This is a genomic window from Aeromicrobium sp. EU05-FHT14F07, assembly GCF_058790455.1.
Window position 1 is genome coordinate 60,030 of sequence record NZ_JBYTCR010000019.1, and the last position, 24,698, is coordinate 84,727.

Below are 24,698 nucleotides of genomic sequence, written 5' to 3' on the forward strand. Positions count from 1 at the left end.
TCTTCACCCGCCGCAGGAGCAGCCGGCGAGCGCGGCGGCGACGTCGTCGACCGCGGCCTGGGTGACGAACGGGTTCACGTCCTCGGTGTCGTCGGTCATGACGGCGAAGACGAGGGGCGTGCCCTCGCGGTCGGTGACGTAGCCCGCGAGGGAGTGCACGCCCGTCAGGGTGCCGGTCTTCGCCCGGACCAGGCCGCGACCGGCCGAGTCGGTGCCGAACCGGTTCGCGAGCGTGCCGGTGAACCCGCCGACCGGAAGGTCGGCGAGCAGCGGGGCGGTGGCCGCCCGCGCCGACGCCGCACGCAGGACACCGGCCAGGGTGGCCGGCGCGATCCGGTTGGCGCGCGACAGGCCGCTGCCGTCGCGCAGCCGCAGGCCCCTGACCGGGACGTCGTTCTCGCGCAGCGTGGCCACGACGGCGCGGGTCCCGTCGGCGACGCTGCCCGCACCGCCCGCGGCGATCCCCACGTGCCGCAGCAGCACCTCGGCGGCCTCGTTGTCGCTGCGCACGAGCATGGCGTCGACCACCTGCGCGACCGTGGCGCTGCGCACGACGGCGAGCGGCCGGGCCGTCGAGCCGGCGTCGGAGCGGGTCGCGTCGCCCCGCACGCGGATGCCCGCGTCGCGCAGGTAGCCGGCGAACCGCGCGGTGGCGTCCTGCGCGGGGGTCGTGCTGCGCAGGCCGTCGCGCTCCCCCTGGTCGGCCCACAGGGCGCTGACGGGCGTGACCACCTGGTCGGCGACGTAGGAGGACTCCCAGGTCGGGTTGACGGCCGGCCCCGTGAACAGGCCGGCGTCGTAGCCGATCCGCACGGTCGTGCGCCCCGCAGCGCGCAGCGACTCGGCGGTGCGCCCCGCGAGGGTGCGCAGGTCGGCGCGGTCGACGCGCGTGGGTCGGCTGGGTCGGGTCGAGGCGAGGTACGGGTCGCCGCCACCGACGAGCACCACCCGGTCGCCGTCCAGGACGGTCGACGTCGAGAACCGGGCGGTCGGGTCGAGCCTGGACAGCGTCGCGTACGCGGTGAGCAGCTTCGTCGTCGACGCGGGCACGAAGGTCGCCGACGCGTCGCGGTCGAGCAGCGACGTGCCGTCCAGTGCCTGGACGCTCACGCCGACGCGTCCGCCGAGGTCGGGGTCGTCGAGGAGGCGTCCCACGGCGGCGCGCACCGCGTCGGGGTCGGGCCGTCGGGTGACGACCGGGTCGGGGGCGGTGCGCTCGGGGACGGTGTCGAGCGCGAGCCCGGCGGGGGTCGCGACCGCCTCGGACCCGCATGCGCCCCCGCAGACGAGCGAGTTGAGCCGTCCGGTGCTCCACCCGAACGCGACGGCGGCGACGAGCGCGCCGGCGAGCACCAGGGCGCCCAGCAGCCACCGCAGCCCGACCCTGCCTCGGTCTCGTCGCGTCACATGGGCCAGACTATGCACCCAGAGCGCAGGCCCGGTGGTCCGTCCGGCCCCGGCGACACCTCGCTCGGACGATCAGCAACCCACGAGAGGCCCGGCCCGTGATCTTCGATGTGACCGTGGAAATCCCCAAGGGGGAGCGCAACAAGTACGAGGTCGACCACAAGGACCACCGGATCCGCCTCGACCGCACGCTCTTCACCGCCACGCAGTACCCGGCCGACTACGGCTTCATCGACGACACCCTGGGTCTGGACGGCGACCCGCTCGACGCGCTCGTGCTGCTGCCGTCGCCCACCTTCCCCGGCTGCGTGATCACGTGCCGTGCGATCGGCATGTTCCGGATGACGGACGAGGCCGGCGGCGACGACAAGGTCCTGTGCGTCCCCGCGACCGACCCGCGCCAGGAGCACCTGCGCGACATCCACCACGTGGCCGAGTTCGACCGCCTGGAGATCCAGCACTTCTTCACGGTCTACAAGGACCTCGAGCCGGGCAAGTCCGTCGAGGGCTCCAACTGGACCGGTCGCGTCGAGGCCGAGGCCGAGATCGAGCGCAGCTTCCAGCGCTACAAGGACAACGGGGGTTACTGATCACCGAACCCGAGGGCGCTCAGCGCCCGAGCGGTTCGGGGAGGTCGAGTGGTGCACGCCGAAGGCGTCTCTCTGTATCGAGACCCGGTGAGCGTCCAGACCCGACCGGATAGACCAGCCTGCGCCGAGCCGTTGCCGAATGGCCTCGATACGCAGCCACGTCGCTCGTGCCTCGCTCGTGCCCGCTACTCGACCAGCGGAAACCTCGCTCGCCGGCCTGACGACTCGACCAGCAGGAGCCCGGCACGCGTCCAGACCCGACCTCAGGCCGACGTCGAGCTGCGCAGCAGCGCGCGCATCGTCTCGGCGAAGACGTCGACGTCGAGGTCGGCGTCGAGCGAGCGCATGGCGCCGAGGCCGATGCCGAGGCTGAGCAGCGCGACGGCGGCCTTGTGGGCGCTGATGTCGAGGCGGAGCCCGGCGTCGGCGACGACGCGGTCGATCAGCTCGGCGCTGGCCGCGACGAGCATCCGGTGGCGCTTGACCAGCTCGCCGGCCACCCAGGGGCTCTGCCGGGCGACGGCCGCGAACTCGACCTCGAGGGCCGTCCAACGCGGCTTGCCGAGCTTCTCGCGCACCCAGGCGGCGAAGGCGTCGATCCGTCCGTCGAGGTCGGTGTCGGCGGTGAACGCGGCGACGACGCCCTCGATCTGCTCCTCGTGGATGGTGTCGAGCACCGCCATGCACAGCTCCTCCTTGCCGGAGAAGTTGGAGTACACGGCGCCCTTGGAGAAGCCGGCGGCGACGGCGACCTTGTCGAGGGAGGTGCCCGCGTACCCGTCGGCGAGGAACAGGTCCCGCGCGACCTCGACGAGTCGTTCGCGGGTCTGGGCCTGGCGTTTCGCGCGCGTGGTGCTGCGCTCGCTGTCGACGCTCACCGCTGCCTCCCTGTGACGTGGTCCGCGACACTGGTCACGGATCTCGGATACCGATAGTATCCGAAACATGATCACCACCGACACCCTGGTCATCGGCACCGGTTTCAGCGGCATGGGCATGGCGATGAAGCTGCGCGAGGCGGGCCGGGACGACTTCGTCGTCATCGAGAAGGCCGACGACGTCGGCGGCACCTGGCGCGACAACACCTACCCCGGCGCCGAGTGCGACATCCAGTCCCACATGTACTCCTTCTCCTACGAGCTCAACAAGGACTGGAGCCGCGAGTACTCCGGCCAGCAGGAGATCTGGGAGTACATGCGCGCGGTGGCACGCAAGCACGACCTCTACGACGTCATCCACTTCGGCACCGAGGTCACGGGCGCCGTGTGGGACGAGGACCGGCTGCGGTGGACGGTCAGCACGAGCAAGGAGACCTACGACGCCCGCGTCGTCGTGTCCGGCATCGGCGGCCTGCACATCCCGAACATCCCCGACCTGCCCGGGGCCGAGAGCTTCGGCGGTCCGCGCTTCCACTCCGCGCAGTGGCAGCACGACGTCGACCTGACCGGCAAGAAGGTCGCCGTCATCGGCACCGGCGCGAGCGCCATCCAGTTCATCCCGCAGATCGTGGGCGACGTCGCCCAGCTCGACGTCTACCAGCGGACCGCGCCGTGGGTCGTCCCGAAGCACAACCACGACATCGAGGGCCGCAAGAGCGCCTTCATCAAGAGGCTCCCCGGCGGCACGCGCGCCTACCGCAACGCCATGTACTGGCTGAACGAGGCGCAGCAGCTGGCGTTCACCGGTCCGCTGCAGAACGTCTCCAAGGTCATGGAGAACAAGGTCTCGGACTACATCCGCCGCACGGTGAAGGATCCCGAGGTCGCGGAGAAGCTGATCCCCGACTACCGCCTGGGCTGCAAGCGGATCCTCAAGACCGACAACTACGTGCCGGTCTACAACCGCGACAACGTCGAGCTCGTCACGGACGGCATCGAGGAGATCACCCCCGACGGCATCCGCGCGAAGGACGGGACGTTCCGCGAAGCCGACGTGATCATCTACGGCACCGGCTTCCACGTGACCGACGCGTTCGAGTGGGTGCACGTGACCGGCAAGGGCGGGCGCGACCTGTCGAAGACGTTCAAGGAGAAGGGCATCGAGACCTACCTCGGCATCTCGGTCGCGGACTTCCCGAACTTCTTCTTCCTGCTCGGCCCGAACACGGCGCTCGGCCACAACTCGGTCGTGTTCATGATCGAGCAGCAGACGAAGTGGATCATCTCGATGCTCGACGAGATGGACGAGCGCGGAGCGCAGGCCGTCGAGCCGACGTCGCAGGCGCAGCGCGCGTTCAACGACGCGCTCCAGGAGAAGGTCAGCAAGGGCGTGTGGAGCCAGGGCGGCTGCACCAGCTGGTACCTCGACAGCCAGGGCAAGAACCGCACGATCTGGCCCGGCTTCACGTTCCGCTACTGGTGGGCGACCCGCAAGGTCGAGGCTCAGGACTTCGCGTGGGAGAAGGCGGCCTGACCCGCTCCCGGCCGGTCGGCGGGCCGACCGTGCTGAGGCACCGCAGCCGTCCGTCCACGAAGCACAACGCCACGAACGGGTCCGTGGTCCGGTCGGCGCGCACGTAGACCACGCAGTCGCCGCCCGGTGGTGCCAGGTCCTGGACGGTGGGGTCGGGCGGTCCGAGGATCGCCCGCACCTCCCGCTCGCTCAGGCCCGGGACGAGCTGGGCGAACGCGCGGGTGGCGTCGGCGCGGCGGCCGTCGACGCGGTGCTGCAGGGCCAGGGCGGCCAGCGCGACGACGCCGGCGACGAGCAGCACGACGACCACCGCGCGTCGGCGGCTCATGCGGCGCTCGACCCGAGCACGACCTGCAGGGCGAGCGGCAGGCCCACGACAAACACCGCTGCCGCCGTCGCCCGCCACGTCTGCACCCCGAGCGTGTGCAGCCGGGCGACCACGACGACGGCAGCGGCGAGGACGAACGGGTCCCCGAACCGGATGAGTGCTGCGGCCTGCTCGCCGCCGACCGCGAGGGCGACGCCCCCGAGCAGGACGTTGCGGATCGCGAGGGGCGCGGCCGCCCACAGCATCACCTCGACGGCGCGGCCGAGGGTGAGCTCGACGTCGAGCAGCCCGAGCGCCACCTGGAGCATCGCCGCCGAGAGCAGCAGCGCCAGGAGCACGACCACCGGCAGCGTGAGCAGCACCAGGACGCCCAGCGAGACCACGACGCCGAGCGGGTGGTCGCCCGGCACCGCGTCCAGCGACGCACCGCCGCGTCGCGTTCCCGCCTCCAGTCCCACGCACGCGACGAGGATGTACGCCGCGAGCACCTGGGCCCCGACGAGGAGCGCGCCGCGGCGCCTGTGGGTCATGCGGCGACGGCGAGCGCCAACGTGACGACGCTGCCCAGCAACGCCAGCACCGACGGCCAGCGACCGTGCGGCAGGAGAGCCAGCGCCGGGGCGGCACCGGCGAGCAGGACCGCGACGACCGCCCACGCCACACCGATGTCGCCGCGCCAGCCCAGCAGGAGGGCGGCGAGCGACAGCAGCACCGACAGGACGACCGGCAGGCCGTGGGCAGGGGCGTTCTCTTCCATGAGGATCTCCTTCTTCTTCATCGGGGACCGGCTGACAGGGATGCTTCGACGAGGGCGGCCAGGACCAGGAGCCCCACGGACGCCACCCAGCCCCGCAGGAGCGGGCCGACGACCTCGGCCGCCCGGTTCGCACCGCGCTCTCGACCACCGGCCGCGGTCCAGAGCCGTCGGCTCTGCACCGTCGCCGTGGCGGCGCACAGCGCGAAGGCCGTGAGCTCGAGCGGCGCGTGCCAGAGGAGGCCGTGCAGGGTCGGGCCCGGCCCGTGCTGCTGCCAGGACTGACCCACCTGGAACCCCACGATCCAGAAGCTCGGCAGAAGGTAGAGCACGGCGAGCAGTCCGACCGACAGCAGCGCCAGTACCCCCACGACCACCAGGACCACGAGGTTGTGCTGCAGGATCTCCTCGGCGTGCGCCGGCCGCCCGCGGCTCCGCCCGGCCACGGCGGGGTGGGCGTGGCCCGCGACCGTCCCGGCCACGAGGGCGACGAGGACGACCGCGAGGAACGCGACGACCAGCCGCGTCGTCGTACCGCGTCGACGCGGCGCCCCTGGACGACGGGTCGCCGACGCGCTCACGTCGGTGCCTCCTGACCGCCGTCGAGCTGCAGCGTCGAGGTGACGAGCCCGTCCAGGTGCGACGCCTGGTGGGCCGCGACGACCGCGACGCCCCGGCGGGCCACGAGTGCGGCGACCTGCTCGCGGAGCGCGGCGACCCCGGCCTGGTCGAGACCGTTGAACGGCTCGTCGAGCAGCCAGACGTCGGAGCCCGACGTCCGCAGCATGCCGATGGCCAGGCGCTGCCGCTGGCCCAGCGACAGGCGCTCGGCGAGGGAGTCGGCCACGTGCGCGAGCGCGAGGTCGGCCGGGGTGGGCGCGTCGTCGACCCGGAGCCCGCGCTCGAGCGCGAACCGCTCGGTCATCAGCAGGTGCTCGTGCACCGAGAGGTAGGGGAAGAGCTGCGGTGGGCTCGCGAGCAGGGGCGGGTGGTCACCGGGTTGCACGGTGTCGCTCTCCACGCGCACGACGCCGGAGTCGGCGGGCAGCAGTCCCGCGAGCACGGACAGCAGCGTCGTCTTGCCGGCTCCGTTGCCCCCTGCGACGCGGACGCACGAACCTGCGCCGACCTCGAAGGACAGGCCTCGCAGCACGGGCGCGGCGCCGTAGGAGACCACGAGGTCCTCCACCACGACCCGCGGGAGACGAGCGGTCACCGGGTGCTCCGTCCGAGTGCGACGGCGGCGGACGGCGCGACGACCAGCCCGCCGAGGACGAGCAGGGCGGCGGCCGCGAGCGGCAGAACCGTGCCGTCGCCCATCGGACCGGCCGTGGTCGGGGCCAGGCGGTGGCCGACGGCGGCCAGGCAGAAGACGACCATCCAGAGCACCCCGGTGGTCGCGAACCGCTGGGCCTGCGCTGCCGGGTGCATGCCGATCTCGTCGACGCTCGTCCAGTCCCACCGTGGGTGCCGGGCGGTCGTGCCGACGATCGCGATCGTGCTCACGACGACCACCAGCGCGCCCGCGGCCCCGACCAGGACCACCTGCGGTCCGGGCAGGGACGTCGCGACCGTCGCCACCACCAGGACGGACGCGACGACGACCGCCAGGGTGCGTGCGTGCCGGACCGCGCGGAGGCGGACGAGATGCCGCACGTGCCGTCTGGACACGAGCAGCCACGTCGTCGCCGCCCCGTCGGCGTCGACGCTGTCGACGCGGCGCAGCCCGTCGCCGACGAGCTCCCCCACGAGCAGCAGCCCGAACATCAGCGCGACGAGGCGCCCCGTGGACGAGGTGACGAGTCCGCTCGAGACCAGACCCACGACCCCGCCGACGAGGGCGGAGGAGACGGCGACGAGGCCGTCGGCGCCGCTGCGACGTCCGGCCCGTGTGCGACGGACGAACGCGCGCTCCTTGGTGCGGACGGCGTCGTCCTCCCAGGCGCTCGGCGCGAGCCGCTCCCCGGGGGCGGGGCCGTCGTCGCCCGACTGCCGGGCGAGTCGACGCAGCGACCGCTCGAGCCCGGTGGACCGGGCCACCCGGGCGAGGAGCACCAGCGACGTCCCGATCGCCGCCACGGCGCCCGCGACCAGCAGCAGCGCACCGAGCCCGGTGACGTGGAGGTCGCGGAGGGCCGCCGGTGGGCCCGACGCTTCCGTCGCCCGCGCCAGCCGGCCGACCACGTACGCGCCGCAGCCTGCCACTCCCGCGGCGCCGGCCGCACGGACGAGCAGGTCGGCGTGGTATCCCACCGACACGGCCAGGTGGGCGCCGGCGCCGAGGCGCAGCAGCGAGCCGACGCAGGCGAGCACGCCGACCGCGGCCCCGAGGAGGAGCACCGCTGGCGCCAGGAGCACGGCGACGACCGGGCCCCACTGCGCTGCCAGCACCACGACCAGTGCCGGCCCGAGCGACACGAGCAGGACGCCGAGCAGGCTCGCCAGCCGCGCCAGGCCGTCGGCGACCGCCAGGGACACGGCGGACGGCCCGGACCACGGCCCCTCCCGGTGGTAGGCGCTGCGCACCAGCCCGACCGTCCTCGTCCGTGGGGAGGCAGCTGCCGCGAGCGGCGCCACCACGAGCACCGCGACGCCGACGAGGGCCGCTGCGGCCCGGGTGCCGTCGCCGAGGGCCACGACGATCGCACCGCACGTCGCGGAGCAGGCGACCGACCACGTCACGGCCGCCACCAGGAGCCGACGGTCGGTCGGGGTGAGGGGGTGGCGGCCGAGCTCGGCGGCGACCCGGTTGCGCCGCGACCGCAGGAGCCACGGCACGACCACGAGGCACCGGCGCAGCACCGCGAGGGACGACCGGCGACCCTGCGCCCCGAGGTCGGAGCACAGGGTCGCCGCGGTGGCGGGGACGGGAGGCACCGAGCGTCGTCCTACCAGGCCGCCGCGTACTTCGTGCCGTACTTCGCGGCCATCTTCTTGGCGACCGCGACGAGCCCCGCACCCCAGCCTCCGGTCAGGGCCGCCAGGAGCACCGTCACGTACCACGAGGTGGCCGCGTTGATCAGCTTGGTCGCCGCGACGGTCGAGATGCCGAGCTGCGTGGCGAGGTCGGGTGCCGCACCGGAGTGCACCAGGGCGAGCTGGGCCACGAGCGCCAGGGCGCTCAGGACCAGACCACCCAGGGCCACCCTGGTGAGGGTCTGCTGCTGCGTCGTCGTCATGCTGTTCTCCTTTCACGGGCGCGGGCGCGCCGCCAGGACCTCAGGTCATCGCGCCGCCCGGCTCCCGCTCAAGGTGTCTTCACGATCTGTGAAGGCGTGGTGACAGCAGGCACTCATGTCTGCTAGTCGACGGCACGCGTCGGACGAGGTGCGCGTCTGCGAGACGTTCCGTGCAGCGTCGACGCGCTGTACCGTGCGAGAGATGAGCCAGAGCTACGACGTGCCGCCGGGGCCGCGGGGCAACCCGCTCCTGATGACCATGCGGTTCATGCGCAAGCGGGGGCCGCTGGTCCGCGACGCGCACGCGCGCTACGGCGACACGTTCAGCGTGCAGATCCTGCCCGGTCCGCGGACCATCGTCATCCACGCCGACCCGGCCGACGTGAAGGAGATCTTCGCGGCCGACCCGTCGCAGTTCCACGCCGGCGAGGGCAACGCGATCCTGCGACCGGTCATGGGCGACCACTCGCTGCTGCTGACCGACGACGCGGAGCACCAGCGGGGTCGCAAGCTCCTCATGCCGGCCTTCACGGGCCCGGCGATGCGCAGCTACCGGCCGCTCGTCGAGGGCCTGGCGAAGGAGTCGGTGCAGGGCTGGCACGACGGTCAGCGACTCGTGACGCTCGACGCGATGAACGCGCTGACGCTCGAGGTCATCCTGCAGGTCGTCTTCGGCGTCACCGACGAGGAGCGGCTGTCGGTGCTGCGCCCGAAGGTCACGCGCATCGTCGACATCGACGCCGGCATCCTGCTGTCGTGGATCTTCCCGCGACTGCGGAAGGTGCCGCCGTGGCGCGGGTTCTTCACGAACCTGCGTGAGGTCGACGCGCTGCTGTACGCGGAGATCGCCGAGCGTCGGGCGGAGCACGCCCGTGACGGCCTGCAGGGTCGCGACGACGTGCTGTCGCGACTGCTGCGCGCCGGGGGCGGCGACGACGAGGAGCCGTTGTCGGACCAGGAGCTGCGCGACCAGCTGGTCACGCTGCTCCTCGCCGGCCACGAGACGACGGCGTCGGCGCTGTCGTGGACGTTGCACGAGCTGGGCCAGGACCCCGAGCTCCTCGCCCGTGCCGTCACCGCTGCCGACCAGGGTGACGAGGAGTTCCTCGAGGCGTGCCTCAAGGAGGCCATGCGACTGCACCCGATCATCGACTTCGTGGCGCGGTCGCTGCAGGGCGACCAGGTGGTCGCAGGTCGTCGCCTGCCTCGGGGCACCACGGTGGCGCCGTCGATCATGCTGTCGCACAGCCGCGAGTCGTCGTTCGCCGACGCGCATCTGTTCCGGCCCGACCGGTTCCTCGACGGCGAGGTGTCGGCCGGCACGTGGATCCCGTTCGGCGGAGGCGTGCGACGCTGCATCGGCGCGGCCTTCTCGCTGATGGAGGGCACGGTCGTCCTGCGCGAGGTGCTGCAGCGCTTCGCGGTGCACACCGAGCAGCCCACCGGCCCGCGGCTGCGCAACATCACCAACGTCCCCGACGACAAGGCCCCCGTCATCCTCCGCGCCCGCGGCTGATTCCCATCAGTTGATGGGAACCAGCAGCCCACCCTGGTTCTCCCTCACTCACCTGCGGATGCTTCCGAGGGTGAGTGACGGATTCCCGGGGTGAGTGGACGACGTCGGGGGTCCGCGTCGTCGATCTCGACTAAGCGCTTGCTTAGTCGAGGTCGACGGCCCTAGGGTCGGGCCATGCGTGCCGTGCAGATCACGACGCTCGACGGGCCCTCGGCCGTCGAGGTCACCGAGCTCCCCGACCCGACGCCCGCGGAGGGCCAGGTCCTCGTACGGGTGCGGGCCGCCGGCGTCTCCTTCCCGGAGGTGCTGCAGACCCGCGGGCTCTACCAGCTCAAGCCCGACCTCCCGTTCGTCCCCGGCTCGGAGGTCGCGGGCGAGGTCGTGTCCGCGCCCGACGGCTCGGGCTTCGCGCCGGGCGACCGCGTCGCCGGGTTCTGCATGCTCGGCGGCTTCGCGGAGTACGCCGTCACCCAGCCCGACATGACGTTCCCGCTGCCGGACTCCGTCTCGTTCGAGCAGGGAGCGTCGGTGCCGCTCAACTACCTCACCGCCTACTTCGCGCTCGTCGAGCGCGGCCGCCTCGCCGAGGGTGAGCGGGTGCTCGTCCACGGCGCGGCGGGCGGCGTCGGCACCGCGTCGATCCAGGTCGCGAAGGCCTTCGGCGCGGGCCACGTCGTCGCGGTCACGTCGACCGCCGAGAAGGGCGCCGTCGCGATCGACGCCGGTGCCGACGAGTTCGTGCTCGCCGACGGCTTCCTCGACGCGGTCAAGGCGTCCGGCAAGGTCGACCTCGTCGTCGACCCCGTCGGCGGCGACCGGTTCACCGACTCGCTGCGCAGCCTCCGCGAGGACGGGCGTCTCCTGGTCGTCGGCTTCACCGCCGGCGAGATCCCGGAGGTCAAGGTGAACCGCCTGCTGCTGAACAACCTCAGCGTCGTCGGCGTCGGCTGGGGTGCCTACGCGCTCGCCCGCCCCGGGCACGTGGCGAAGGAGTGGGCCGCGATCGCCCCGCACCTCGCCTCAGGTGCGCTGACCCCGCCGATCGGCGCCACGTTCGGTCTCGACGACGCCGCACAGGCGCTCGCGGAGATCGACGAGCGTCGCGCGACGGGCAAGGTCCTGCTCGTCCCGTGACCCCGACCGTGCGGCGACGCTGGTTCGCGCTCCTCACGCCCGCGCAGACCACCGGCGTCGTGCTGGAGGGGCTCGACGTCGTCGGCGGTCCCGTGGTGCCCCTCGAGGACGCGACCTACGTCGATGCCGACGCCGCGCGTGCGGCCTTCGGGCACCCCGACCCCGGGCCCGGAGCAGGTCGCTTCGTCGACTTCCTCGTGCTGCCCGAGCTGCCGGGTGTCGAGGTCGTCGACGGCGTCCTGCGCGAGACGCGGGCGCCGTCCGGCGCGGAGCTGTGGCGGCTCGAGGCCGACGGTCGACGTCGCGTCATCTCCTACTACGACACCCCCGCCTGCGGCTGGCGCAACGGTCGCGGCCCGGTGCGCCCGGCGCCGCACGTCGGCCTCCGCGCCCGGTACGGCCCGCCCGGCGGGGGTGCCGGGCCACGGGCGGCGGAGAGCCTGCCCGGCGGGGGTGCCGGGCCGGGGATGGCGGAGAACGCCGACTACGTGGCCGCGTTCGAGGAGGGCGTGGACGGCGTCCACCTCGTCGCCGTGACCTCCCCGGGCCAGGACCCGCCCGCGGGCTTCACCTGGACCAAGGTCGGCGTCTCCCGCCGCACCGTCCCCCTCGCCGACGTCGAGCTCTACGACGCGGCCACCGGCCACCCCTTCACCCCCTGACCTCGCCCTCTCGCCCTTGGGGTGGGGCCCCACCCAAAGAGTGACCCCCCAATACAGCGCTGAGGTGGGATGCAGTCCCTGAGGTGGGATGACGTCGTCGCGACCGACGGTGACCCGCGCTCATGCCGCCGTCTGCGAGAGGTCGCCGGAGCCGTCCATGCGCACTCAGACGACCATCTCCCCCACCCAGAGGATTCGTCCCATCCCAGCGCTGCGTTGGGCAGTCACCCTCTGGGTGGGGCCCAACTCAAAGGGCGGCGGGCGGAGGGGTCAGGAGGGGCGGGGGAGGAAGGCGAGCTGGGCGGTCTTGTGACCCAGGTCCACCACGGGACCGCGCTCGAAGCCCTCGCGCAGGAAGCGCGACACGGAGCGTTCGTTGCGGACGTCGGGCTCGACGACGAGCCGACGCACGGCGGGGTCGGCCAGCAGGACCCGTCGCACGTAGCCGATGAGCGAGCCCGTGAAGCCCGACCTCGGCTCGCCCGGGCCGACGAAGAGGTGCACGCCCAGGTCGCCCTCCTGCACCGGGTACGCCTCCCCCACCGGGTCGTGCTGCGGCTCGTACGTCTGGAAGATCGCCACCGGCACCGCGCCCTCGGACGTCCCGGACCCCTCACCGGGCAGCTCGTGGACGAGGTACGCGTGGTGCGTCGACAGCGAGTCGAGGTAGGCGTACACCTCCCCGACCTCCTCGCGCGTGTGGTCGGTCATCCCCCAGAACCAAGCGCGCTCCTGCGTCACCCAGTCGTGCACGAGGTCGAGGTCGCCGACCGGGTCGATCGGTCGGTGCGTGAACGTCATGCCAGGTCCTCCTCCAGGGGCGACGTCCCGCCCGCCGCCCACACGTCCGTCTCGTCGGGCACCGTCCAGCGGCTGCGCGACCGGTCCCCGAGGCTCCACACGAGCCGCGCCACCGGCCCCCGCCACACGCGGTCGTCGAGACCGGGCAGCGACGACGTCGACAGCACGCAGCCGTCGTCGCCGCCGAGCCGCAGCACCTGCCCGTCCGGCGCCGTGAAGGTGTGCACGTCGCCCCAGGGCCCGACGTCGCCCGCCGACGGCGCGACCTCGCGCAACGCGGCGAGCAGCGTGCAGTCGAGGTCGAACGACGTGAGCAGCGGCGACGCGGCCGTCGGGTCCTCCAGCCAGCGGTCGAGCGCGAGCGCCACGCGCGGCTCGGGACGCAGCCACGGCGCGAACAGCTCCTCCGGCCCGGTCCACGGGTCCTCCGACGGCTCGCGCAGCGGCGCGAGCGCGGGGTGGGCGACCAGACGTCTGACGACGGCGGACCGCAGCAGCGCGAACAGGGCCGCGTCGCGCGACGCCGCCTCCATGTGCCCGTCCCAGGCGAGGAGCCGGTCACGCACCTCGCGGACCTCGGCCGGCTCCGACGACATCGCCAGCGCGCCGAGCCTGCGCTGCCAGTGCGCGGCGGGCAGCAGCAGCGTGTCGGCGTGCAGCGCTGCACCGGTCTCGACGTCGAGCGTCGGCGCCGACGCGAGCAGCTGGTGCAGCCGACGGCCGCGGTGCGGCGGGGCCAGCTCGTCGGCCAGGGCGGCACTGTGCCCGCCCTGCCGGTGGTTGGCGACCACGGCGTGCTCGGACGGCCCCACGCGACGTCGGTGCGGCACGACCCACCCCGACCACTCGCCGGACGTCTCGCGCCACGGCACCCGTCCGGCCACACGGTGCAGCACGGCGCCGTCGACGTCGGCCACGAGCACGTCGTTGACCGGCTCGACCCAGTGGTCGAGCGCGGCGTCGACGTCGGCCGTCGTGCGGGCACGCAGCAGCGGCAGGAGCGCGGCGAAGCCGAGGTCGTCCAGCAGCCACGGCACGCTGCGCACCGCGACGCCGGAGCCGTCCGGGCGCTCGAGGACGACCGGCCCGTCGGCCGTCACGGACACGCCCTCGACGACGTCGCGCGGGGTGTCGGCCTCGACGTCGACGAGCCGTTGCGTGTCGGCCATCGCGTTGGTGATGGCCCACGCGACGGTGCCGGTGTGCCCGAAGTGCTGGACGCCGGGGACGCCCGGGAACGTCAGCCCGACGACGTCGACGTCCGCGCCGGCGGCGACGAGGTGCACCCGCTGGTAGACGCTCGGCACCGTGACGATGCGGTGCGGGTCGGCGCCGATGAGCGGAGCACCGTCGGCGGACCTGCGCCCGCCGACGACCCACGCGTTGCTGCCCGACAGCGCCGGCACCTCCTGCACGAGCGCCCGCGCCGCGTCGGGGCCGAGCACACGGCCGGCGTGGCGCCGCCAGAGGTGGTGGCCGAGGCTGCCGAACAGCGCGTGGTGCACGGCGAAGACCCCGAGCGACGTCCAGTCCTGCCAGTCCTCGATGCCGCCGGACCGGACCCCGGCCGCGTACGCGTCGACGAACCCGCGCGTGTCGTCGTCGAGCCGCTCGTGCGCGCGACGCGCGGTGCGCACGAGCAGCGACCGGCTCCAGAACTCGTCCCACACGGTGCCGGTGACGGCCTGCACGTGGGCGAGGTCCTCCAGCAGCCGGTCCTCGGCGACGTCGACGGTGCGTCGACCCTGCGCGTACGCGAGCGCCTCGAGCGACGCGGCGCGCACGGTGAGCACGCTCATGCCCGGCGCCTCCCGTCCCGCACCCGGGAGGGCCCCCGGCGTGTCCCGCCCGAGAGATGCGCCGGGAGCCCACCCGGGTGCGGGACGGCGCTCATCGGCCGTGCAGGGGGTTGGCGAGCCGGCCGACGAGCTGCAGCGACGTCGCCTGGTCGGCGAGGTCGACCATCTCCAGCGTGTTGCGCAGCTGCAGCCGGTTCAGGCACGAGTGCTCGAAGTCCGGCGCGAGCAGGTCGTACCGCGCGTGCTGGGTGGCCAGCTCCGGGTGGTCGGCCTGCAGGTCGCGCAGACACTCCGCGGCCACGCCCCAGAAGTCGGCACCGGGGAGCACGCCGTCGTCGGCCAGGATCGCCGCGAGGAACCGCAGGAACCCGTCGAGCACGTCGGTGAGCACCGCGAGGGACTGCTGGCCCTCCGGCACGGTCGCCCGGATGCGGCGCACCGCCTCGGGCAGCTCGTGCTCGGGGTGCGCCTCGGGGCCGTCGCCGACCAGGAGGGCGACCTCCTCGCCGACGTCCTTCATGTACGCGCGGACCGGCACGTGGTCCTGCAGCACGAGGATGAGGTTCTCGCCGTGCGGCATGAACGCGAGGTCGTGCGCCCACAGGCAGTGCGCGACCGGGCGCAGGTAGACGTCGAGGTAGCGACGCACCCAGTCGGCCGGGTCGAGGCCGGACGCACGCACGGTCGCGGCCACCAGGCTGCGACCGTCGCGGTCGCGGTGCAGCAGCGACGCCATGGTGGCAGCGCGCTCGCCGGACGCGAGCGTGGGCGTCTCGCGCCACAGCGCGGCGAACATCTTCTGGTACGGACCCCGCCGCACGCCCGCGACCTGCTGGTAGACGCCTCCGGTGTAGCCCACGGCGGCGCGCTCGCGCAGCACCTCGAACCCGCAGCGACGCAGCTCCGCGTCGTCCGCCACGAGCCGGTGCACCCAGTCGTTGATGGCGGGCGTGCCACGCATGTAGTGCGGCGAGAGCCCCCGCATGAAGCCCATGTTCTGCACCGATAGGGCCGTCTTGACGTACAGGCGCGACGGGTCGGAGACGTTGAGGAAGGTGCGCACCGACTGCTGCGCGCGATAGGCGTCGCGACCCGGCCCGAGCGGCACGACGTCACGGCGCGCGACGTCGGCGGCGAACGTGATGGCGAGCTTGTTGGTCCACTGCCACGGGTGCGCCGGCACGAGCACGTAGTCGCGGGGATCGAGACCCAGCGACCGCAGCCGCAGCTCGAACCCGGCGCGCTCGTCCGCGTCGAGCTCACCGGCGTAGAGCGACTCCTCGTCGAGCCCCTCGCCGACGGCCAGCACCGTGTGCTCGCGACGCACCGCGAGCCAGACGAGGTGCACCTCGCTGCCCGTCTCCGGTGCGTAGGCGCGGTAGTCGTCGAGCCCGTAGCCGATCCGACCGTTGGTGGCGATGAACGCCGGGTGGCCCTCGTGCATGGCCGCCTCGGTCGTGGCGAGGTCGGCGTCGAGGAGGTCCTCGGCGCTGTGGTCGTGGTGCACGTCGCACCAGCACGCCGCGGCGAGGGTCGCGCTGAGCTCCTCCAGGTAGACGGCGACCAGGTGGTCGGGGATGCCCAGCTCGTCGTGCAGCTCGGCGACCAGCTCGAGCACGTCGACGGGACGCGTCACGTCCTGCTCGACGTCGGCGCGCAGCAGCGACGCCGGGTCGACCGACCAGTGCTCGGGCTCGTGCACGTGGGCATGGAAGCGCCACACGGAGGCGACCGTCCGCACCTCCCACCAGCCCGCGGCGTCGGGGACGGGCGTCGGCGACAGGAGACGCTCGTGCGTCAGCTCGCCGATGGCCTTGGCGGCGAGCCGCCGCTGCGCACGCTCGAGCGTGGCGGGCTCCAGGTGGTCGGCGGCGTCGAAGGCCTCCTGCGACACCGCGTGCAGGTCGACGACGGCGCTCATCGGGCCACCACCGCCGCCCCCAGTTCGCTGGACTCCCACTGCTCGCGGGTGCAGGTGCTCAGCAGGGCCCGCTTGTCGGGCAGCTCGACCTCGCCTTCCACGACGAACCCGGCGCGGGCGTTCAGCGCGTGGATGGCGGTGTTGCCGGCGTCGGGCTCGACCACGACCCGCTCGGTCGGCTCGTCGGCGTGGCCGAGCAGGGCGAAGCAGTGCCGCATGACCGCGGCGAAGACCTCGGTCGTGAAGCCGTGCACCGGCGTGTCCGTGGGCGCCACCAGCACGTGCATCCCGAGGTCTCCGGGCCGCACGTCGAGCACCGCGGCCAGCGCGGAGTGCGCGGGGTCGTAGGTCTCGGCAAGAAACGCTGCACTGTCTGCCGCCCACGGCCCGGCACCCCCGCCGGCGTCGTCCGCCGCCCACGGCCCGGCACCCCCGCCGGCGTCGTTCGCCGCCCACGGCCCGGCACCCCCGCCGGCGTCGTCGACCCGACCGAGCCAGGCGTCGTGGTGCGGGCTCGCGACGATGTCGGCGTACTCGCGTCGCACGTCGTCGACGCTCGCGCCCTGCATCATCCAGAACCGCGACCGCGGGTGCGTGACCCAGGCGTGCAGCAGGTGCACGTCGCGCTCGACGTCGAGCGGCTCCAGCTCGATCCTCATCGGTCCACCACCGTCAGCGTGCGGTCGGCGCCGACGTCGCCGCTCCGCGCTCCGCCACGGCGGTCCGGGGTCGGTGCGCCGAACGTCTGGAACGCGATCCGCTCCTCGACGGCGTACACCTCGCGGCCCGCCATGGCGTTCACGATGATCGACGACCGGAACGCCCCCATGCCGAGGTCGGGGGCGACGAAGCCGTGCGTGTGCTCCTCGGCGTTCTGCACGAACACGCGGTGCTCGGCGTCGATCGTGTAGTCCGCCGCGACGGCGTAGCGACCGCGCTCGTCCCAGTGCAGCCCGTCCCGCAGCGGCTCGACGAGGTCGGGCAGCTGCGCCCGGTAGCCGGTGGCCAGCACGAGCGACGCGGTGTCGAGGGTGAACGCCTGGTCCGTCTCGTCGTGGCGCAGGTCGAGGGCGAAGCGCTCGGCCGCCTCGTCCCAGCGGGCCGACGTCAGGGTCGTGCCCGCCAGCAGGTCGGTGGGCACCGGACCGTCGAGGCCGAGGCGGTAGAGCGTGTCGTAGATGTCGTCCACGAGGTCGCCGCTGATGCCCTTGTAGAGGGGCTTGTGCTCGACGACGAGCCGGTCGCGCGTTGGGGTCGGCAGCGACTGGAAGTACGCCGTGTACTCCGGGGAGGTCATCTCGAGGGTGAGCTTGGTGTACTCCATCGGGAAGAACCGCGGGGAGCGCGTCACCCACGTCAGCCGGTAGTCGCGGTCGCGCGCGTCCTCCAGCAGGTCGCGGTAGACCTCGGCCGCGCTCTGCCCGCTGCCGACGACGGTGATCGACCCGGTCGCCTGGAGCTCCTCCTTGCGCTGGAGGTACTCGGCGGAGTGGATCGCGAGGCCTCCGTCCGCGTCGCACGCCTCGCGCGCCGCGTCGGGCACGTGCGGCCTCGTGCCGACACCCAGCACGACGTGCCGGGCCCGCAGCGTCGTCGGGCCGTCGGCGGTGAGGGCGGTGACGGCGAAGAGGTCGCCGTCACGGCGCACTGCCTGCACGTGGTGGCCGAGCCGCACCGGGAGCCGGTCGGCCGCCCACCGCAGGTAGCGGTCGTACTCGCGACGCAGGGGGTAGAAGCTCTCGCGGATGTAGAAGGGGTAGAGCCGCCCGGTCTCCTTCAGGTAGGCCAGGAAGGAGTAGCGCGACGTCGGGTCGGCCATCGTCACGAGGTCGGCCATGAAGGGCACCTGGAGGGTCGCCTCGGGCAGCATCATGCCGCCGTGCCAGGTGGTCTCCTCGCGCGACTCGAGCACGACGCCCCGCAGGCCCGCGGGCTCGGCGAGGGCGGCCAGGCCGAGGTTGAAGGGGCCGGCACCGACCGCGACGAAGTCGAGCACGTCGTTCTCCCCGGCGGGGGTGCCGGGCTGCGGGCGGCGATCAGGCCCGGCGGGGGTGCCGGGCTGCGGGCGGCGATCAGGCACTGCCTCGCTCATGACGCGACCCCCTGACGGTCGTGCTCGAGCAGGTCGTCGCCCGCGGCACGCACCCGTTCCAGGACCCGCACGACGTCGTCGATCGTGGTCGCGGGGTTGAGGAGGGTGAGCTTGAGCCACGACCGGCCCTCGACCTTGGTGCCCGCCACGACGGACCGGCCGTCGCGCCAGAGCGCCTGGCGGATGCGGGGGTTGAGCTCGTCGGCGTGGTCGTCGTCGACGCCGTCGGGCTGGTAGCGCAGCACCACGGTGCTGAGCTCGGGCTCGGCGCGCAGCAGGAGGTCGTCCTGCTCGCGGACCCAGTCGGCCGCCGCGTGGGCGAGGTCGATGACGGTGTCGAAGCCGTCGCCCACGGCGTCGGCGCCCATCGTGCGCAGCGTCATCCAGAGCTTGAGCGCGTCGAAGCGGCGCGTGGTCTGCATGCTCTTGTCGACCTGGTTCGGCAGGTTCGCCGTGCGCGGGTTCAGGTACTCGGCGTGGTAGGTCACGTGCCGCAGCGCCCCGGCGTCGCGCACGAGCACCGCGCTGGCGCTGACCGGCTGGAAGAAGGTCTTGTGGAAGTCGACGGTGACGGAGTCGGCGCGCTCGATGCCGTCCAGCCGGTGCCGACGGCGCCGGGAGGCGAGCAGGCCGCCGCCGTACGCCGCGTCGACGTGCATCCACACGCCGTGCTCGGCGCAGAGGTCGGCGACCGCGCCCAGCGGGTCGATGGCGCCGAGGTCGGTGGTGCCGGCGGTCGCGACGACGGCCATCGGGACGAGCCCGTGCGCGAGGCAGTCGTGCAGCGCCCGCTCGAGGGCGACGGGGTCCATCCGGTGCCGCGCGTCGACGTCGACGGGCACGACCGCGTCGGCGTCGAGGCCGAGGATGGTGGCCGACTTCTGGACGCTGAAGTGCGCGTCGCGCGAGCAGAAGACGCGGAACCTCGACAGGCTCTCGTTGTAGGCGAGGCCGGGGTCGACGTGCCCGCGCAGGAAGGTCTCGCCGCGTGCCATGAGCAGCGCCTGCAGGTTCGACTGCGTCCCGCCGGAGGTGAACACGCCGTCGGCGCCGTCGGCGAAGCCGATGCGGCCGGTGGTCCAGTCGACCAGGCGGCGCTCGATAAGCGTGCCGCCGGCGCTCTGGTCCCAGGTGTCGAGGGAGGAGTTGACCGCCGAGACGAACAGCTCGGCGAGCAGGGCCGGCACGACGACGGGGCAGTTGAGGTGCGCCGCGTAGCCGGCGTCGTGGAACCAGACGGCGTCGTCGAGGTAGACGTCGCGCAGCTCGGCGAGCGCGTTCTCGACGTCGACCGGCTGGTCGAGGTCGACGGCGTCGACGGTCCGGGCGACGTCGGCGACGCTACGTCCGCTGAACGGCCGATCGACCGTCGCGAGGTGGTCGGTGAGGACGTCGATCCCGCGTCGCATGGTCGTGGCATAGTGCTCGGCGTTGGCCGGGCTGAACACGTGGCTGTCCACCGTGCTCCTTCCCCGAGATGTGGTGAGATGCCCCTTTGAAGGCAAGCCTTACCTAATCATCGCGAGGACCGGCCGGGCAACCTCAGGTGACACCCCTCACACCACCGCCCGACCTGCCGGAGGACCCGTGACCGACCACCCGCTCCAGGACCACGTGCGCGACGCCCTCGCCGGCCTCACGCCCGGCTCGTTCGTGCTGCTCGAGGAGCCGTCTCCCGAGCGACGCGGGCTGGGCCGACTGCTCGGTCGCGGCACGCCCGGACGCTTCGTGCAGGCCCGCCGCGACGAGGACGGCGCCGACCTGCTGCTCGAGGCGGTCGGTCCGGCCAGCCTCGGGGGCGAGCACCCGATGGACGACACGACGCTGGCGCGGCTGCGCTCCCTCGGCTGGCACGCACCGGGCGACGCCGAGTGGGAGCCGGTCGGGGGCCCGCTGCTGCGGCGCTTCGTGCCGTGGTCCGACCTCGAACGCGCCGCCGCGATGCTGGTCGACACCCTCGCCGTGCTCGGCGTCGACCTCGGCACCGTCCGCACCACCCTCGGCTGACCGCACCGGCGGGGTGCTTCGCCTCGGCTCAGGCGTAGAGGGTCGTGAACGTGCGGAACACCTCGGTCGACGTGCTCGGCACCCAGGCCGGACGGCCGTCGTCGCCGTCGAGCAGCAGCGCCAGCCCGGCGCTGCCGTCGACCCCGGACAGCACCCGCGGCTCCTGCTCGACCGCCAGCACCTCCACCGACCAGGCAGAGTCCGCGTCGGCCAGCTGGAGGGCGGAGGTGCGCAGGAGGTCGTCGGGTGAGAACAGGTCGCGGACGACGTCGAGGTCCGCGGGTGCGCCCTCGTGCGCACGACGATGGGGGCCGAGGTCGACGAGCCCGGCCAGCAGGGCCGGCACCGCGGCCGGGTGCAGCCCGGTCAGCTCGACCTCCTCCACCGCGCCCTCCACCGTGCCACTCGCCTGGGCGCCCCGCGGCTCGTGGCCGGTCACGAGGACGGCCGCCACGTCGGGCGTGGCGTGCAGCCGGTGCTCCACGAGAACGTCGCGCCGCGCGACGACGACGCGCACCGCCACCTCCGGCTCCGCGAGCGCGGCCAGCACAGGCTCGAGCACCGGCGCGTGGTCGAGCACGACGCGAGCGGTGGCCGCGGCCTGCGCCGGGTCGAGCAGTCGCTCGACCTCCGGCACGGTGAGCCGCACCGTCGCCCGCCCCGTCGCCCTCATCGCGTCGCTCCGATCCGGAGCCGGTCCAGGCTCGCGCGCGCCAGGTCGTGCACGGCGTCGTAGCGCAGGACGTCGACGGTCCAGGTGAGCGACCAGCCGACCCCGTCGACCACGGCGCTCCACTGCTCGAGGACCGCGCACGTCCCACCGGGCGCCACGTGGTGGGCGAGGCGGCGACCGCCGGGCCGGCCCACCACCTCGACGTGCTGCAGGTCGACGAGCCGGTAGTCGTCGAGCAGGGCGGGGAGCTCCTCGTCCGTGCGGTTCTGCCAGTCCGCGAACGTCAGGTCCTCCTGCGCCGTCGCCGTCAGCACGGCGCTCGCCCGGAAGCCGCCACGCTCCGGCTCGAGCGCCGCCGCGACCACCGCGGGGGCGCCGAGCCGTGCGGGATCGAGCACCGACCAGTCCGCCGGTACCCCGAACGACGCCTCGCCCCCGCCCCCGCCGGGCACGGGCCTGGCAGTCACGTCCTGCCACTGGAGGTCGTTCACGCGCTCCCCTTCCCTCGGTCCCGGCGACGGCGACGCTCCCGACGTCGGCGGCGGTCGGTGCGGATCTGCGACCCCGCCACCAGCACGCGGTCCGGCACCGGCAGGCTCAGGACCGCCCACAGGGCGGCCAGCCCGGAGACGATGGTCACCGCACCGAGCACCGGGGTCAGGGCGCTCCGCTCGCCGACCCAGACGCCCAGGCCGGCGCACGTCACGGCCAGGCCCACCGGAGGGGCGATGAGCGTGGCGAGCTGCTCGGCGAGGACGCCACCACCGTCCCACCAGCGACCCCACGGGCGACGGCTCACCACGCCGAGCGCGAGCACGAGCAGGCCGGCCAGGACGATCAGCACGGGGGTCATCGGCCGGTCACCAGAACTTCAGCTTCTTCACGCCGTCGCCGATCGCGCCGCCGACGTCCTTGACGCCCTCCCAGGCGTCGTCCACACGGTCGCCGACCCAGTCCACCGTGGCCCCGCCCAGCTCGGAGCCGAGGAACCCGCCGATGGCGCCGCCCAGGAGGCCGCCGACCACCGTCCCCGCGCCGGGGAAGATCGCCGTCCCGATCGCCGCCCCGAGCGAGGCGCCGCCCCAGGCCCCGGCCGCGGCGGTGGTGCCGCGCCACGCCGTGCGGCCGACCCGCTCGGCGTCGGTCAGCGCGGGATCGTCGGCGTCGGCGGTCCACTGCCCGTACGCGGACGTCGCGAAGGTGACGACACCGCCGGCCCGGCCGAGCCACTTGCTGGCCGTCGACCACCGGGCGTGGGTGGCCGCCTGGTTCGCCTTCGGCACCCAGTTGCTGCCCGACATGGACCGCACGCCCCACTGCCACCGGTTGAGCGACGAGGGGCTCACCCACCGTCCGCCCGCACCGCGCGGCGCGAAGCGTCCGTAGCGCGAGTTGATCTGCCAGGCGGCCGTGACACCGCCGGCGGTGCCGGCCAGGCCGAGGCCCCACCCGGTGACCTGGATGCCGTCGGCACCCGTCTCGGGCAGCACGCCGACGGCGATGAGGACCCGCTCGATCCAGGTCACGTCGAGGGCGGTGCGCATCCCGGAGGAGAGCCCGGTGTGCGCTTCCTCCTCCTTCGTGCGGCCGTCGTCGTGGTGGCCCACGGCCGTGTTCCAGGCCTCGATCTTGGTGTTGTAGGCCTCGACGGTCGCGTCGTCCGCGTCGTCCGAGGGCCGGGTCGGCTCCGTGATCGAGGTCTCCCCCACCGACAGTCCGGCTGCGACGGCGACCTCGCGGGCGCTCTGCATCTTCGCCTGGGCGGCGTCGAGCTCGCCCGCGAACGTCTCGAGCGCTGTCGCCGCGCCCTCGAGCGAGGTCCTGGCGGTCTCCAGGTCGGCCCGGATGTCCCGGGTCGCGTCGCGGAAGTCCTCGCCCGCACCGCCGCCCCAGAAGTCGGCGCTGCCGTTCTGCGCCGGCGCGAGGTCGGCGTGGGCGGTCGTCAGCGTGGTGACGACGGTGCCGAGCTGGGTCGCGGCCGAGCGCAGTGCCGTGGGCGACCCGGGCACCCTCAGGTCGAGCACCTGGCTCATCGCGGACCTCCCGGTGCGGGCGACTGCCGTGCCTGCTGCTGGGCGAATCGGTCCTGCGCCGCCTCGTCGGCGGTGGCGTAGCGTCCCGCGGCAACCTCCGCCGCGTCGGCGAGGCCGCCGACCTGCGCGGCCAGGCCCGCCACGACGGCCGCGAGGTCGTTGAACGCCGACGCGACCTCGTCGCTGGAGCGCCCCGCGTCGGGCGTGACCCGCACCGATGCGGCGTCGCCGTGCACCGTCGAGCCGATGCCGGACACCGTGTCGGCGAGCTGCCCGACCCGGACCGTGTCGACGTCGTACCCGTCCCCCGTCATGGCAGAAGAAGGTAACAGCGCCACGCACGCTCGCGCATCCCCGAGGCGGGGACGGCACACTGACGCCCATGCACCCCCTCACCGACTTCTGGCGCTCCGTCGAGGCGCTGCACTCCGTCGTCTACTTCGCCCCCGACGCCCGCGAACGCTACGAGGCCGTCGGTCTGAAGGGGTGGTGGATGGGCTACGTCGCGTCGCGGTCCGCGGCGCTGGGCACCCCGGCGGCGACGGTCGTGGTGGCGACGTTCCACGGCTTCGCGCCGCGGCTCGTGGAGCGGGCGGTCCCCGACGCGTGGGGGCTGGCCGATGCCGGCGCCGTGCTCGACGCCCGCCTCGCGCTGGCCCGCGACGCGCTCACACCCGCGCTGGAGGGTCACGACGTCGGGGCGCTGGCGCAGCGGCTCGCCGGCGTCGTCGAGGGGGTGGACCTCGCGGGCAAGCCGCTCGCAGCGGCCGAGCGATCGCTGCCCGTCCCGGACGACGCGGTCGGCGCGCTCTGGCGGCACGCCAGCGTGCTGCGCGAGCTGCGCGGCGACGCGCACGTGTCGGTGCTGGTGACCGCCGGGCTCGGCGGGGCCGCCGCGAACGCCCTCCAGGTCGCGCTCGGTCGTGCGCCCGAGCGCCAGCGCGAGGTCCGCGGCTGGACCGAGGAGGAGTGGGCCGAGGCGCTGGAGGACCTGCGCCGACGGGGGTGGGTCGACGCCGACGGCGCCGGCACCGACACCGGGCGCGCCGCCCGCGAGCGCCTCGAGGACGCCACCGACCGGGCCGTCGACGCCGCACTCGGCACCGAGGCGACGGCACACGCCGTGGCCGTCGAGTCCGCACTCACGGCAGCCGCCCGCAGCGTGGTGGCGGCCGGCGCGATCACCTACCCCAACCCCATCGGCGCCTCCGCCCCCTGACCCGACACGTCCCCACGATTCGGAACCTCATCGCCCTTTTCTCGGGAGAGAACGGGCGATGAGGTTCCGAATCGTGGGGACGGCGGGGGCTAGGTGTAATCGGTCAACACGTTGGTTGCAGTCGGCTGATCGGGGGTTGTCCGCCGAGTGAGGTGTGTCGGCGTTGAGTGT

General features: G+C 73.7%; 27 protein-coding genes. 7 read left to right on the forward strand and 20 right to left on the reverse strand.

Translation table 11 applies throughout. The features are described 5' to 3' along the window. Positions 1–3: 3 nt before the first annotated feature. Positions 4–1,407: a D-alanyl-D-alanine carboxypeptidase/D-alanyl-D-alanine endopeptidase gene (gene dacB / locus AC3WRM_RS15575; protein ID WP_492249388.1), complete on the reverse strand. Its 1,404-nt coding sequence runs from the start codon at positions 1,405–1,407 to the stop codon at positions 4–6. 98 nt (positions 1,408–1,505) lie between these two features. Between dacB and AC3WRM_RS15580 the strand changes: the two genes are divergently transcribed. Continuing rightward, complete coding sequence (locus AC3WRM_RS15580; protein ID WP_492249387.1) at positions 1,506–1,997, forward strand: inorganic diphosphatase; 492 nt, start codon at positions 1,506–1,508, stop codon at positions 1,995–1,997. 263 nt (positions 1,998–2,260) lie between these two features. Here the strand turns inward: AC3WRM_RS15580 and AC3WRM_RS15585 are convergent, their stop codons facing one another. Then, positions 2,261–2,875, reverse strand: coding sequence for a TetR/AcrR family transcriptional regulator (locus AC3WRM_RS15585; protein WP_492249386.1), 615 nt, complete (start codon positions 2,873–2,875; stop codon positions 2,261–2,263). Positions 2,876–2,942: 67 nt separating this feature from the next. Between AC3WRM_RS15585 and AC3WRM_RS15590 the strand changes: the two genes are divergently transcribed. Further along, the gene (locus tag AC3WRM_RS15590; protein ID WP_492249385.1) at positions 2,943–4,409 is read left to right on the forward strand and encodes a flavin-containing monooxygenase; all 1,467 of its coding nucleotides are present in this window, start codon (positions 2,943–2,945) and stop codon (positions 4,407–4,409) included. Here the strand turns inward: AC3WRM_RS15590 and AC3WRM_RS15595 are convergent. The 7 genes from AC3WRM_RS15595 to AC3WRM_RS15625 are packed head-to-tail and all read right to left on the reverse strand — an operon-like array spanning position 4,339 to position 8,670. Beyond that, on the reverse strand, positions 4,339–4,737 hold the full coding sequence (locus AC3WRM_RS15595; RefSeq protein WP_492249384.1) for a hypothetical protein: 399 nt from the start codon (positions 4,735–4,737) through the stop codon (positions 4,339–4,341). The two genes, AC3WRM_RS15590 and AC3WRM_RS15595, sit on opposite strands and share 71 nt — an antisense overlap. Next, positions 4,734–5,267 carry a hypothetical protein gene (locus AC3WRM_RS15600; protein ID WP_492249383.1) on the reverse strand — a complete coding sequence of 178 codons (534 nt, stop codon included), beginning with the start codon at positions 5,265–5,267 and terminating at the stop codon, positions 4,734–4,736. Before AC3WRM_RS15600 ends, AC3WRM_RS15595 begins: the two co-directional genes overlap by 4 nt. Next, the gene (locus tag AC3WRM_RS15605) at positions 5,264–5,494 is read right to left on the reverse strand and encodes a hypothetical protein (RefSeq protein ID WP_144433810.1); all 231 of its coding nucleotides are present in this window, start codon (positions 5,492–5,494) and stop codon (positions 5,264–5,266) included. Before AC3WRM_RS15605 ends, AC3WRM_RS15600 begins: the two co-directional genes overlap by 4 nt. A 17-nt stretch (positions 5,495–5,511) precedes the next feature. Continuing rightward, positions 5,512–6,072 carry a stage II sporulation protein M gene (locus AC3WRM_RS15610; RefSeq protein WP_492249382.1) on the reverse strand — a complete coding sequence of 187 codons (561 nt, stop codon included), beginning with the start codon at positions 6,070–6,072 and terminating at the stop codon, positions 5,512–5,514. Further along, on the reverse strand, positions 6,069–6,707 hold the full coding sequence (gene ccmA, locus AC3WRM_RS15615) for a heme ABC exporter ATP-binding protein CcmA (RefSeq protein ID WP_492249381.1): 639 nt from the start codon (positions 6,705–6,707) through the stop codon (positions 6,069–6,071). The genes AC3WRM_RS15610 and ccmA overlap by 4 nt, the downstream gene beginning before the upstream one ends. Further along, positions 6,704–8,368, reverse strand: coding sequence for a hypothetical protein (locus tag AC3WRM_RS15620; protein WP_492249380.1), 1,665 nt, complete (start codon positions 8,366–8,368; stop codon positions 6,704–6,706). Before AC3WRM_RS15620 ends, ccmA begins: the two co-directional genes overlap by 4 nt. Before the next feature lie 11 nt (positions 8,369–8,379). Then, positions 8,380–8,670 carry an uberolysin/carnocyclin family circular bacteriocin gene (locus AC3WRM_RS15625; protein WP_492249379.1) on the reverse strand — a complete coding sequence of 97 codons (291 nt, stop codon included), beginning with the start codon at positions 8,668–8,670 and terminating at the stop codon, positions 8,380–8,382. Positions 8,671–8,872: 202 nt separating this feature from the next. Here AC3WRM_RS15625 and AC3WRM_RS15630 point away from each other — a divergent pair, with 202 nt between their 5' ends. The 3 genes from AC3WRM_RS15630 to AC3WRM_RS15640 all read left to right on the forward strand — a co-directional run bounded on the left by AC3WRM_RS15630 (position 8,873) and on the right by AC3WRM_RS15640 (position 11,982). Beyond that, on the forward strand, positions 8,873–10,186 hold the full coding sequence (locus AC3WRM_RS15630; RefSeq protein ID WP_492249378.1) for a cytochrome P450: 1,314 nt from the start codon (positions 8,873–8,875) through the stop codon (positions 10,184–10,186). A 174-nt stretch (positions 10,187–10,360) separates the two neighbouring features. Then, entirely contained in the window at positions 10,361–11,320 is a 960-nt protein-coding gene (locus AC3WRM_RS15635; protein WP_492249377.1) for an NADPH:quinone oxidoreductase family protein, read from the forward strand. After that, on the forward strand, positions 11,317–11,982 hold the full coding sequence (locus AC3WRM_RS15640) for a hypothetical protein (protein WP_492249376.1): 666 nt from the start codon (positions 11,317–11,319) through the stop codon (positions 11,980–11,982). The genes AC3WRM_RS15635 and AC3WRM_RS15640 overlap by 4 nt, the downstream gene beginning before the upstream one ends. Before the next feature lie 270 nt (positions 11,983–12,252). Here AC3WRM_RS15640 and AC3WRM_RS15645 read toward each other — a convergent pair whose 3' ends face one another. The 6 genes from AC3WRM_RS15645 to AC3WRM_RS15670 form a co-directional block, all read right to left on the reverse strand. Then, complete coding sequence (locus tag AC3WRM_RS15645) at positions 12,253–12,783, reverse strand: GNAT family N-acetyltransferase (protein ID WP_492249375.1); 531 nt, start codon at positions 12,781–12,783, stop codon at positions 12,253–12,255. Further along, entirely contained in the window at positions 12,780–14,582 is a 1,803-nt protein-coding gene (locus tag AC3WRM_RS15650) for a penicillin acylase family protein (RefSeq protein ID WP_492249374.1), read from the reverse strand. Before AC3WRM_RS15650 ends, AC3WRM_RS15645 begins: the two co-directional genes overlap by 4 nt. A 91-nt stretch (positions 14,583–14,673) precedes the next feature. Further along, complete coding sequence (locus tag AC3WRM_RS15655) at positions 14,674–16,503, reverse strand: IucA/IucC family protein (protein WP_492249373.1); 1,830 nt, start codon at positions 16,501–16,503, stop codon at positions 14,674–14,676. Further along, positions 16,500–17,162: a GNAT family N-acetyltransferase gene (locus AC3WRM_RS15660; RefSeq protein WP_492249372.1), complete on the reverse strand. Its 663-nt coding sequence runs from the start codon at positions 17,160–17,162 to the stop codon at positions 16,500–16,502. Before AC3WRM_RS15660 ends, AC3WRM_RS15655 begins: the two co-directional genes overlap by 4 nt. Beyond that, positions 17,159–18,595, reverse strand: a complete 1,437-nt coding sequence (locus AC3WRM_RS15665) for a lysine N(6)-hydroxylase/L-ornithine N(5)-oxygenase family protein (RefSeq protein WP_492249371.1) — start codon at positions 18,593–18,595, stop codon at positions 17,159–17,161. The genes AC3WRM_RS15660 and AC3WRM_RS15665 overlap by 4 nt, the downstream gene beginning before the upstream one ends. After that, positions 18,592–20,055, reverse strand: a complete 1,464-nt coding sequence (locus AC3WRM_RS15670; protein ID WP_492249370.1) for a pyridoxal phosphate-dependent decarboxylase family protein — start codon at positions 20,053–20,055, stop codon at positions 18,592–18,594. Before AC3WRM_RS15670 ends, AC3WRM_RS15665 begins: the two co-directional genes overlap by 4 nt. A 127-nt stretch (positions 20,056–20,182) precedes the next feature. Between AC3WRM_RS15670 and AC3WRM_RS15675 the strand changes: the two genes are divergently transcribed. Then, complete coding sequence (locus AC3WRM_RS15675; protein ID WP_492249369.1) at positions 20,183–20,602, forward strand: TY-Chap domain-containing protein; 420 nt, start codon at positions 20,183–20,185, stop codon at positions 20,600–20,602. Positions 20,603–20,630: 28 nt separating this feature from the next. Here AC3WRM_RS15675 and AC3WRM_RS15680 read toward each other — a convergent pair whose 3' ends face one another. The 5 genes from AC3WRM_RS15680 to AC3WRM_RS15700 are packed head-to-tail and all read right to left on the reverse strand — an operon-like array spanning position 20,631 to position 23,622. Next, positions 20,631–21,275 (reverse strand): hypothetical protein, encoded by a 645-nt coding sequence (locus AC3WRM_RS15680; protein WP_492249368.1) that lies wholly within the window; start codon positions 21,273–21,275, stop codon positions 20,631–20,633. After that, on the reverse strand, positions 21,272–21,766 hold the full coding sequence (locus AC3WRM_RS15685) for a hypothetical protein (RefSeq protein WP_492249367.1): 495 nt from the start codon (positions 21,764–21,766) through the stop codon (positions 21,272–21,274). Before AC3WRM_RS15685 ends, AC3WRM_RS15680 begins: the two co-directional genes overlap by 4 nt. Then, entirely contained in the window at positions 21,763–22,128 is a 366-nt protein-coding gene (locus AC3WRM_RS15690) for a hypothetical protein (protein ID WP_492249366.1), read from the reverse strand. Before AC3WRM_RS15690 ends, AC3WRM_RS15685 begins: the two co-directional genes overlap by 4 nt. A 7-nt stretch (positions 22,129–22,135) precedes the next feature. Further along, positions 22,136–23,308: a glycine zipper domain-containing protein gene (locus AC3WRM_RS15695; RefSeq protein WP_492249365.1), complete on the reverse strand. Its 1,173-nt coding sequence runs from the start codon at positions 23,306–23,308 to the stop codon at positions 22,136–22,138. After that, a complete protein-coding gene (locus AC3WRM_RS15700) occupies positions 23,305–23,622 on the reverse strand; it encodes a hypothetical protein (RefSeq protein ID WP_492249364.1) in 318 nt (105 codons plus the stop codon). The genes AC3WRM_RS15695 and AC3WRM_RS15700 overlap by 4 nt, the downstream gene beginning before the upstream one ends. Before the next feature lie 68 nt (positions 23,623–23,690). Here AC3WRM_RS15700 and AC3WRM_RS15705 point away from each other — a divergent pair, with 68 nt between their 5' ends. Next, the gene (locus AC3WRM_RS15705) at positions 23,691–24,527 is read left to right on the forward strand and encodes an SCO6745 family protein (protein WP_492249363.1); all 837 of its coding nucleotides are present in this window, start codon (positions 23,691–23,693) and stop codon (positions 24,525–24,527) included. Positions 24,528–24,698 lie beyond the last annotated feature (171 nt).

What these genes read in the sequence shown, in the direction of transcription:
- AC3WRM_RS15705 (WP_492249363.1), top strand. Translation starts at nt 23,691, where the DNA reads ATGCACCCCCTCACCGACTTCTGGCGCTCCGTCGAGGCGCTGCACTCC.
- AC3WRM_RS15600 (WP_492249383.1), bottom strand. Translation starts at nt 5,267, where the DNA reads ATGACCCACAGGCGCCGCGGCGCGCTCCTCGTCGGGGCCCAGGTGCTC.
- AC3WRM_RS15605 (WP_144433810.1), bottom strand. Translation starts at nt 5,494, where the DNA reads ATGGAAGAGAACGCCCCTGCCCACGGCCTGCCGGTCGTCCTGTCGGTG.
- AC3WRM_RS15650 (WP_492249374.1), bottom strand. Translation starts at nt 14,582, where the DNA reads ATGAGCGTGCTCACCGTGCGCGCCGCGTCGCTCGAGGCGCTCGCGTAC.
- AC3WRM_RS15690 (WP_492249366.1), bottom strand. Translation starts at nt 22,128, where the DNA reads ATGACCCCCGTGCTGATCGTCCTGGCCGGCCTGCTCGTGCTCGCGCTC.
- AC3WRM_RS15645 (WP_492249375.1), bottom strand. Translation starts at nt 12,783, where the DNA reads ATGACGTTCACGCACCGACCGATCGACCCGGTCGGCGACCTCGACCTC.
- AC3WRM_RS15655 (WP_492249373.1), bottom strand. Translation starts at nt 16,503, where the DNA reads ATGAGCGCCGTCGTCGACCTGCACGCGGTGTCGCAGGAGGCCTTCGAC.
- AC3WRM_RS15635 (WP_492249377.1), top strand. Translation starts at nt 10,361, where the DNA reads ATGCGTGCCGTGCAGATCACGACGCTCGACGGGCCCTCGGCCGTCGAG.
- AC3WRM_RS15680 (WP_492249368.1), bottom strand. Translation starts at nt 21,275, where the DNA reads ATGAGGGCGACGGGGCGGGCGACGGTGCGGCTCACCGTGCCGGAGGTC.
- AC3WRM_RS15630 (WP_492249378.1), top strand. Translation starts at nt 8,873, where the DNA reads ATGAGCCAGAGCTACGACGTGCCGCCGGGGCCGCGGGGCAACCCGCTC.
- AC3WRM_RS15665 (WP_492249371.1), bottom strand. Translation starts at nt 18,595, where the DNA reads ATGAGCGAGGCAGTGCCTGATCGCCGCCCGCAGCCCGGCACCCCCGCC.
- AC3WRM_RS15660 (WP_492249372.1), bottom strand. Translation starts at nt 17,162, where the DNA reads ATGAGGATCGAGCTGGAGCCGCTCGACGTCGAGCGCGACGTGCACCTG.
- AC3WRM_RS15590 (WP_492249385.1), top strand. Translation starts at nt 2,943, where the DNA reads ATGATCACCACCGACACCCTGGTCATCGGCACCGGTTTCAGCGGCATG.
- AC3WRM_RS15695 (WP_492249365.1), bottom strand. Translation starts at nt 23,308, where the DNA reads ATGAGCCAGGTGCTCGACCTGAGGGTGCCCGGGTCGCCCACGGCACTG.
- AC3WRM_RS15625 (WP_492249379.1), bottom strand. Translation starts at nt 8,670, where the DNA reads ATGACGACGACGCAGCAGCAGACCCTCACCAGGGTGGCCCTGGGTGGT.
- AC3WRM_RS15700 (WP_492249364.1), bottom strand. Translation starts at nt 23,622, where the DNA reads ATGACGGGGGACGGGTACGACGTCGACACGGTCCGGGTCGGGCAGCTC.
- AC3WRM_RS15595 (WP_492249384.1), bottom strand. Translation starts at nt 4,737, where the DNA reads ATGAGCCGCCGACGCGCGGTGGTCGTCGTGCTGCTCGTCGCCGGCGTC.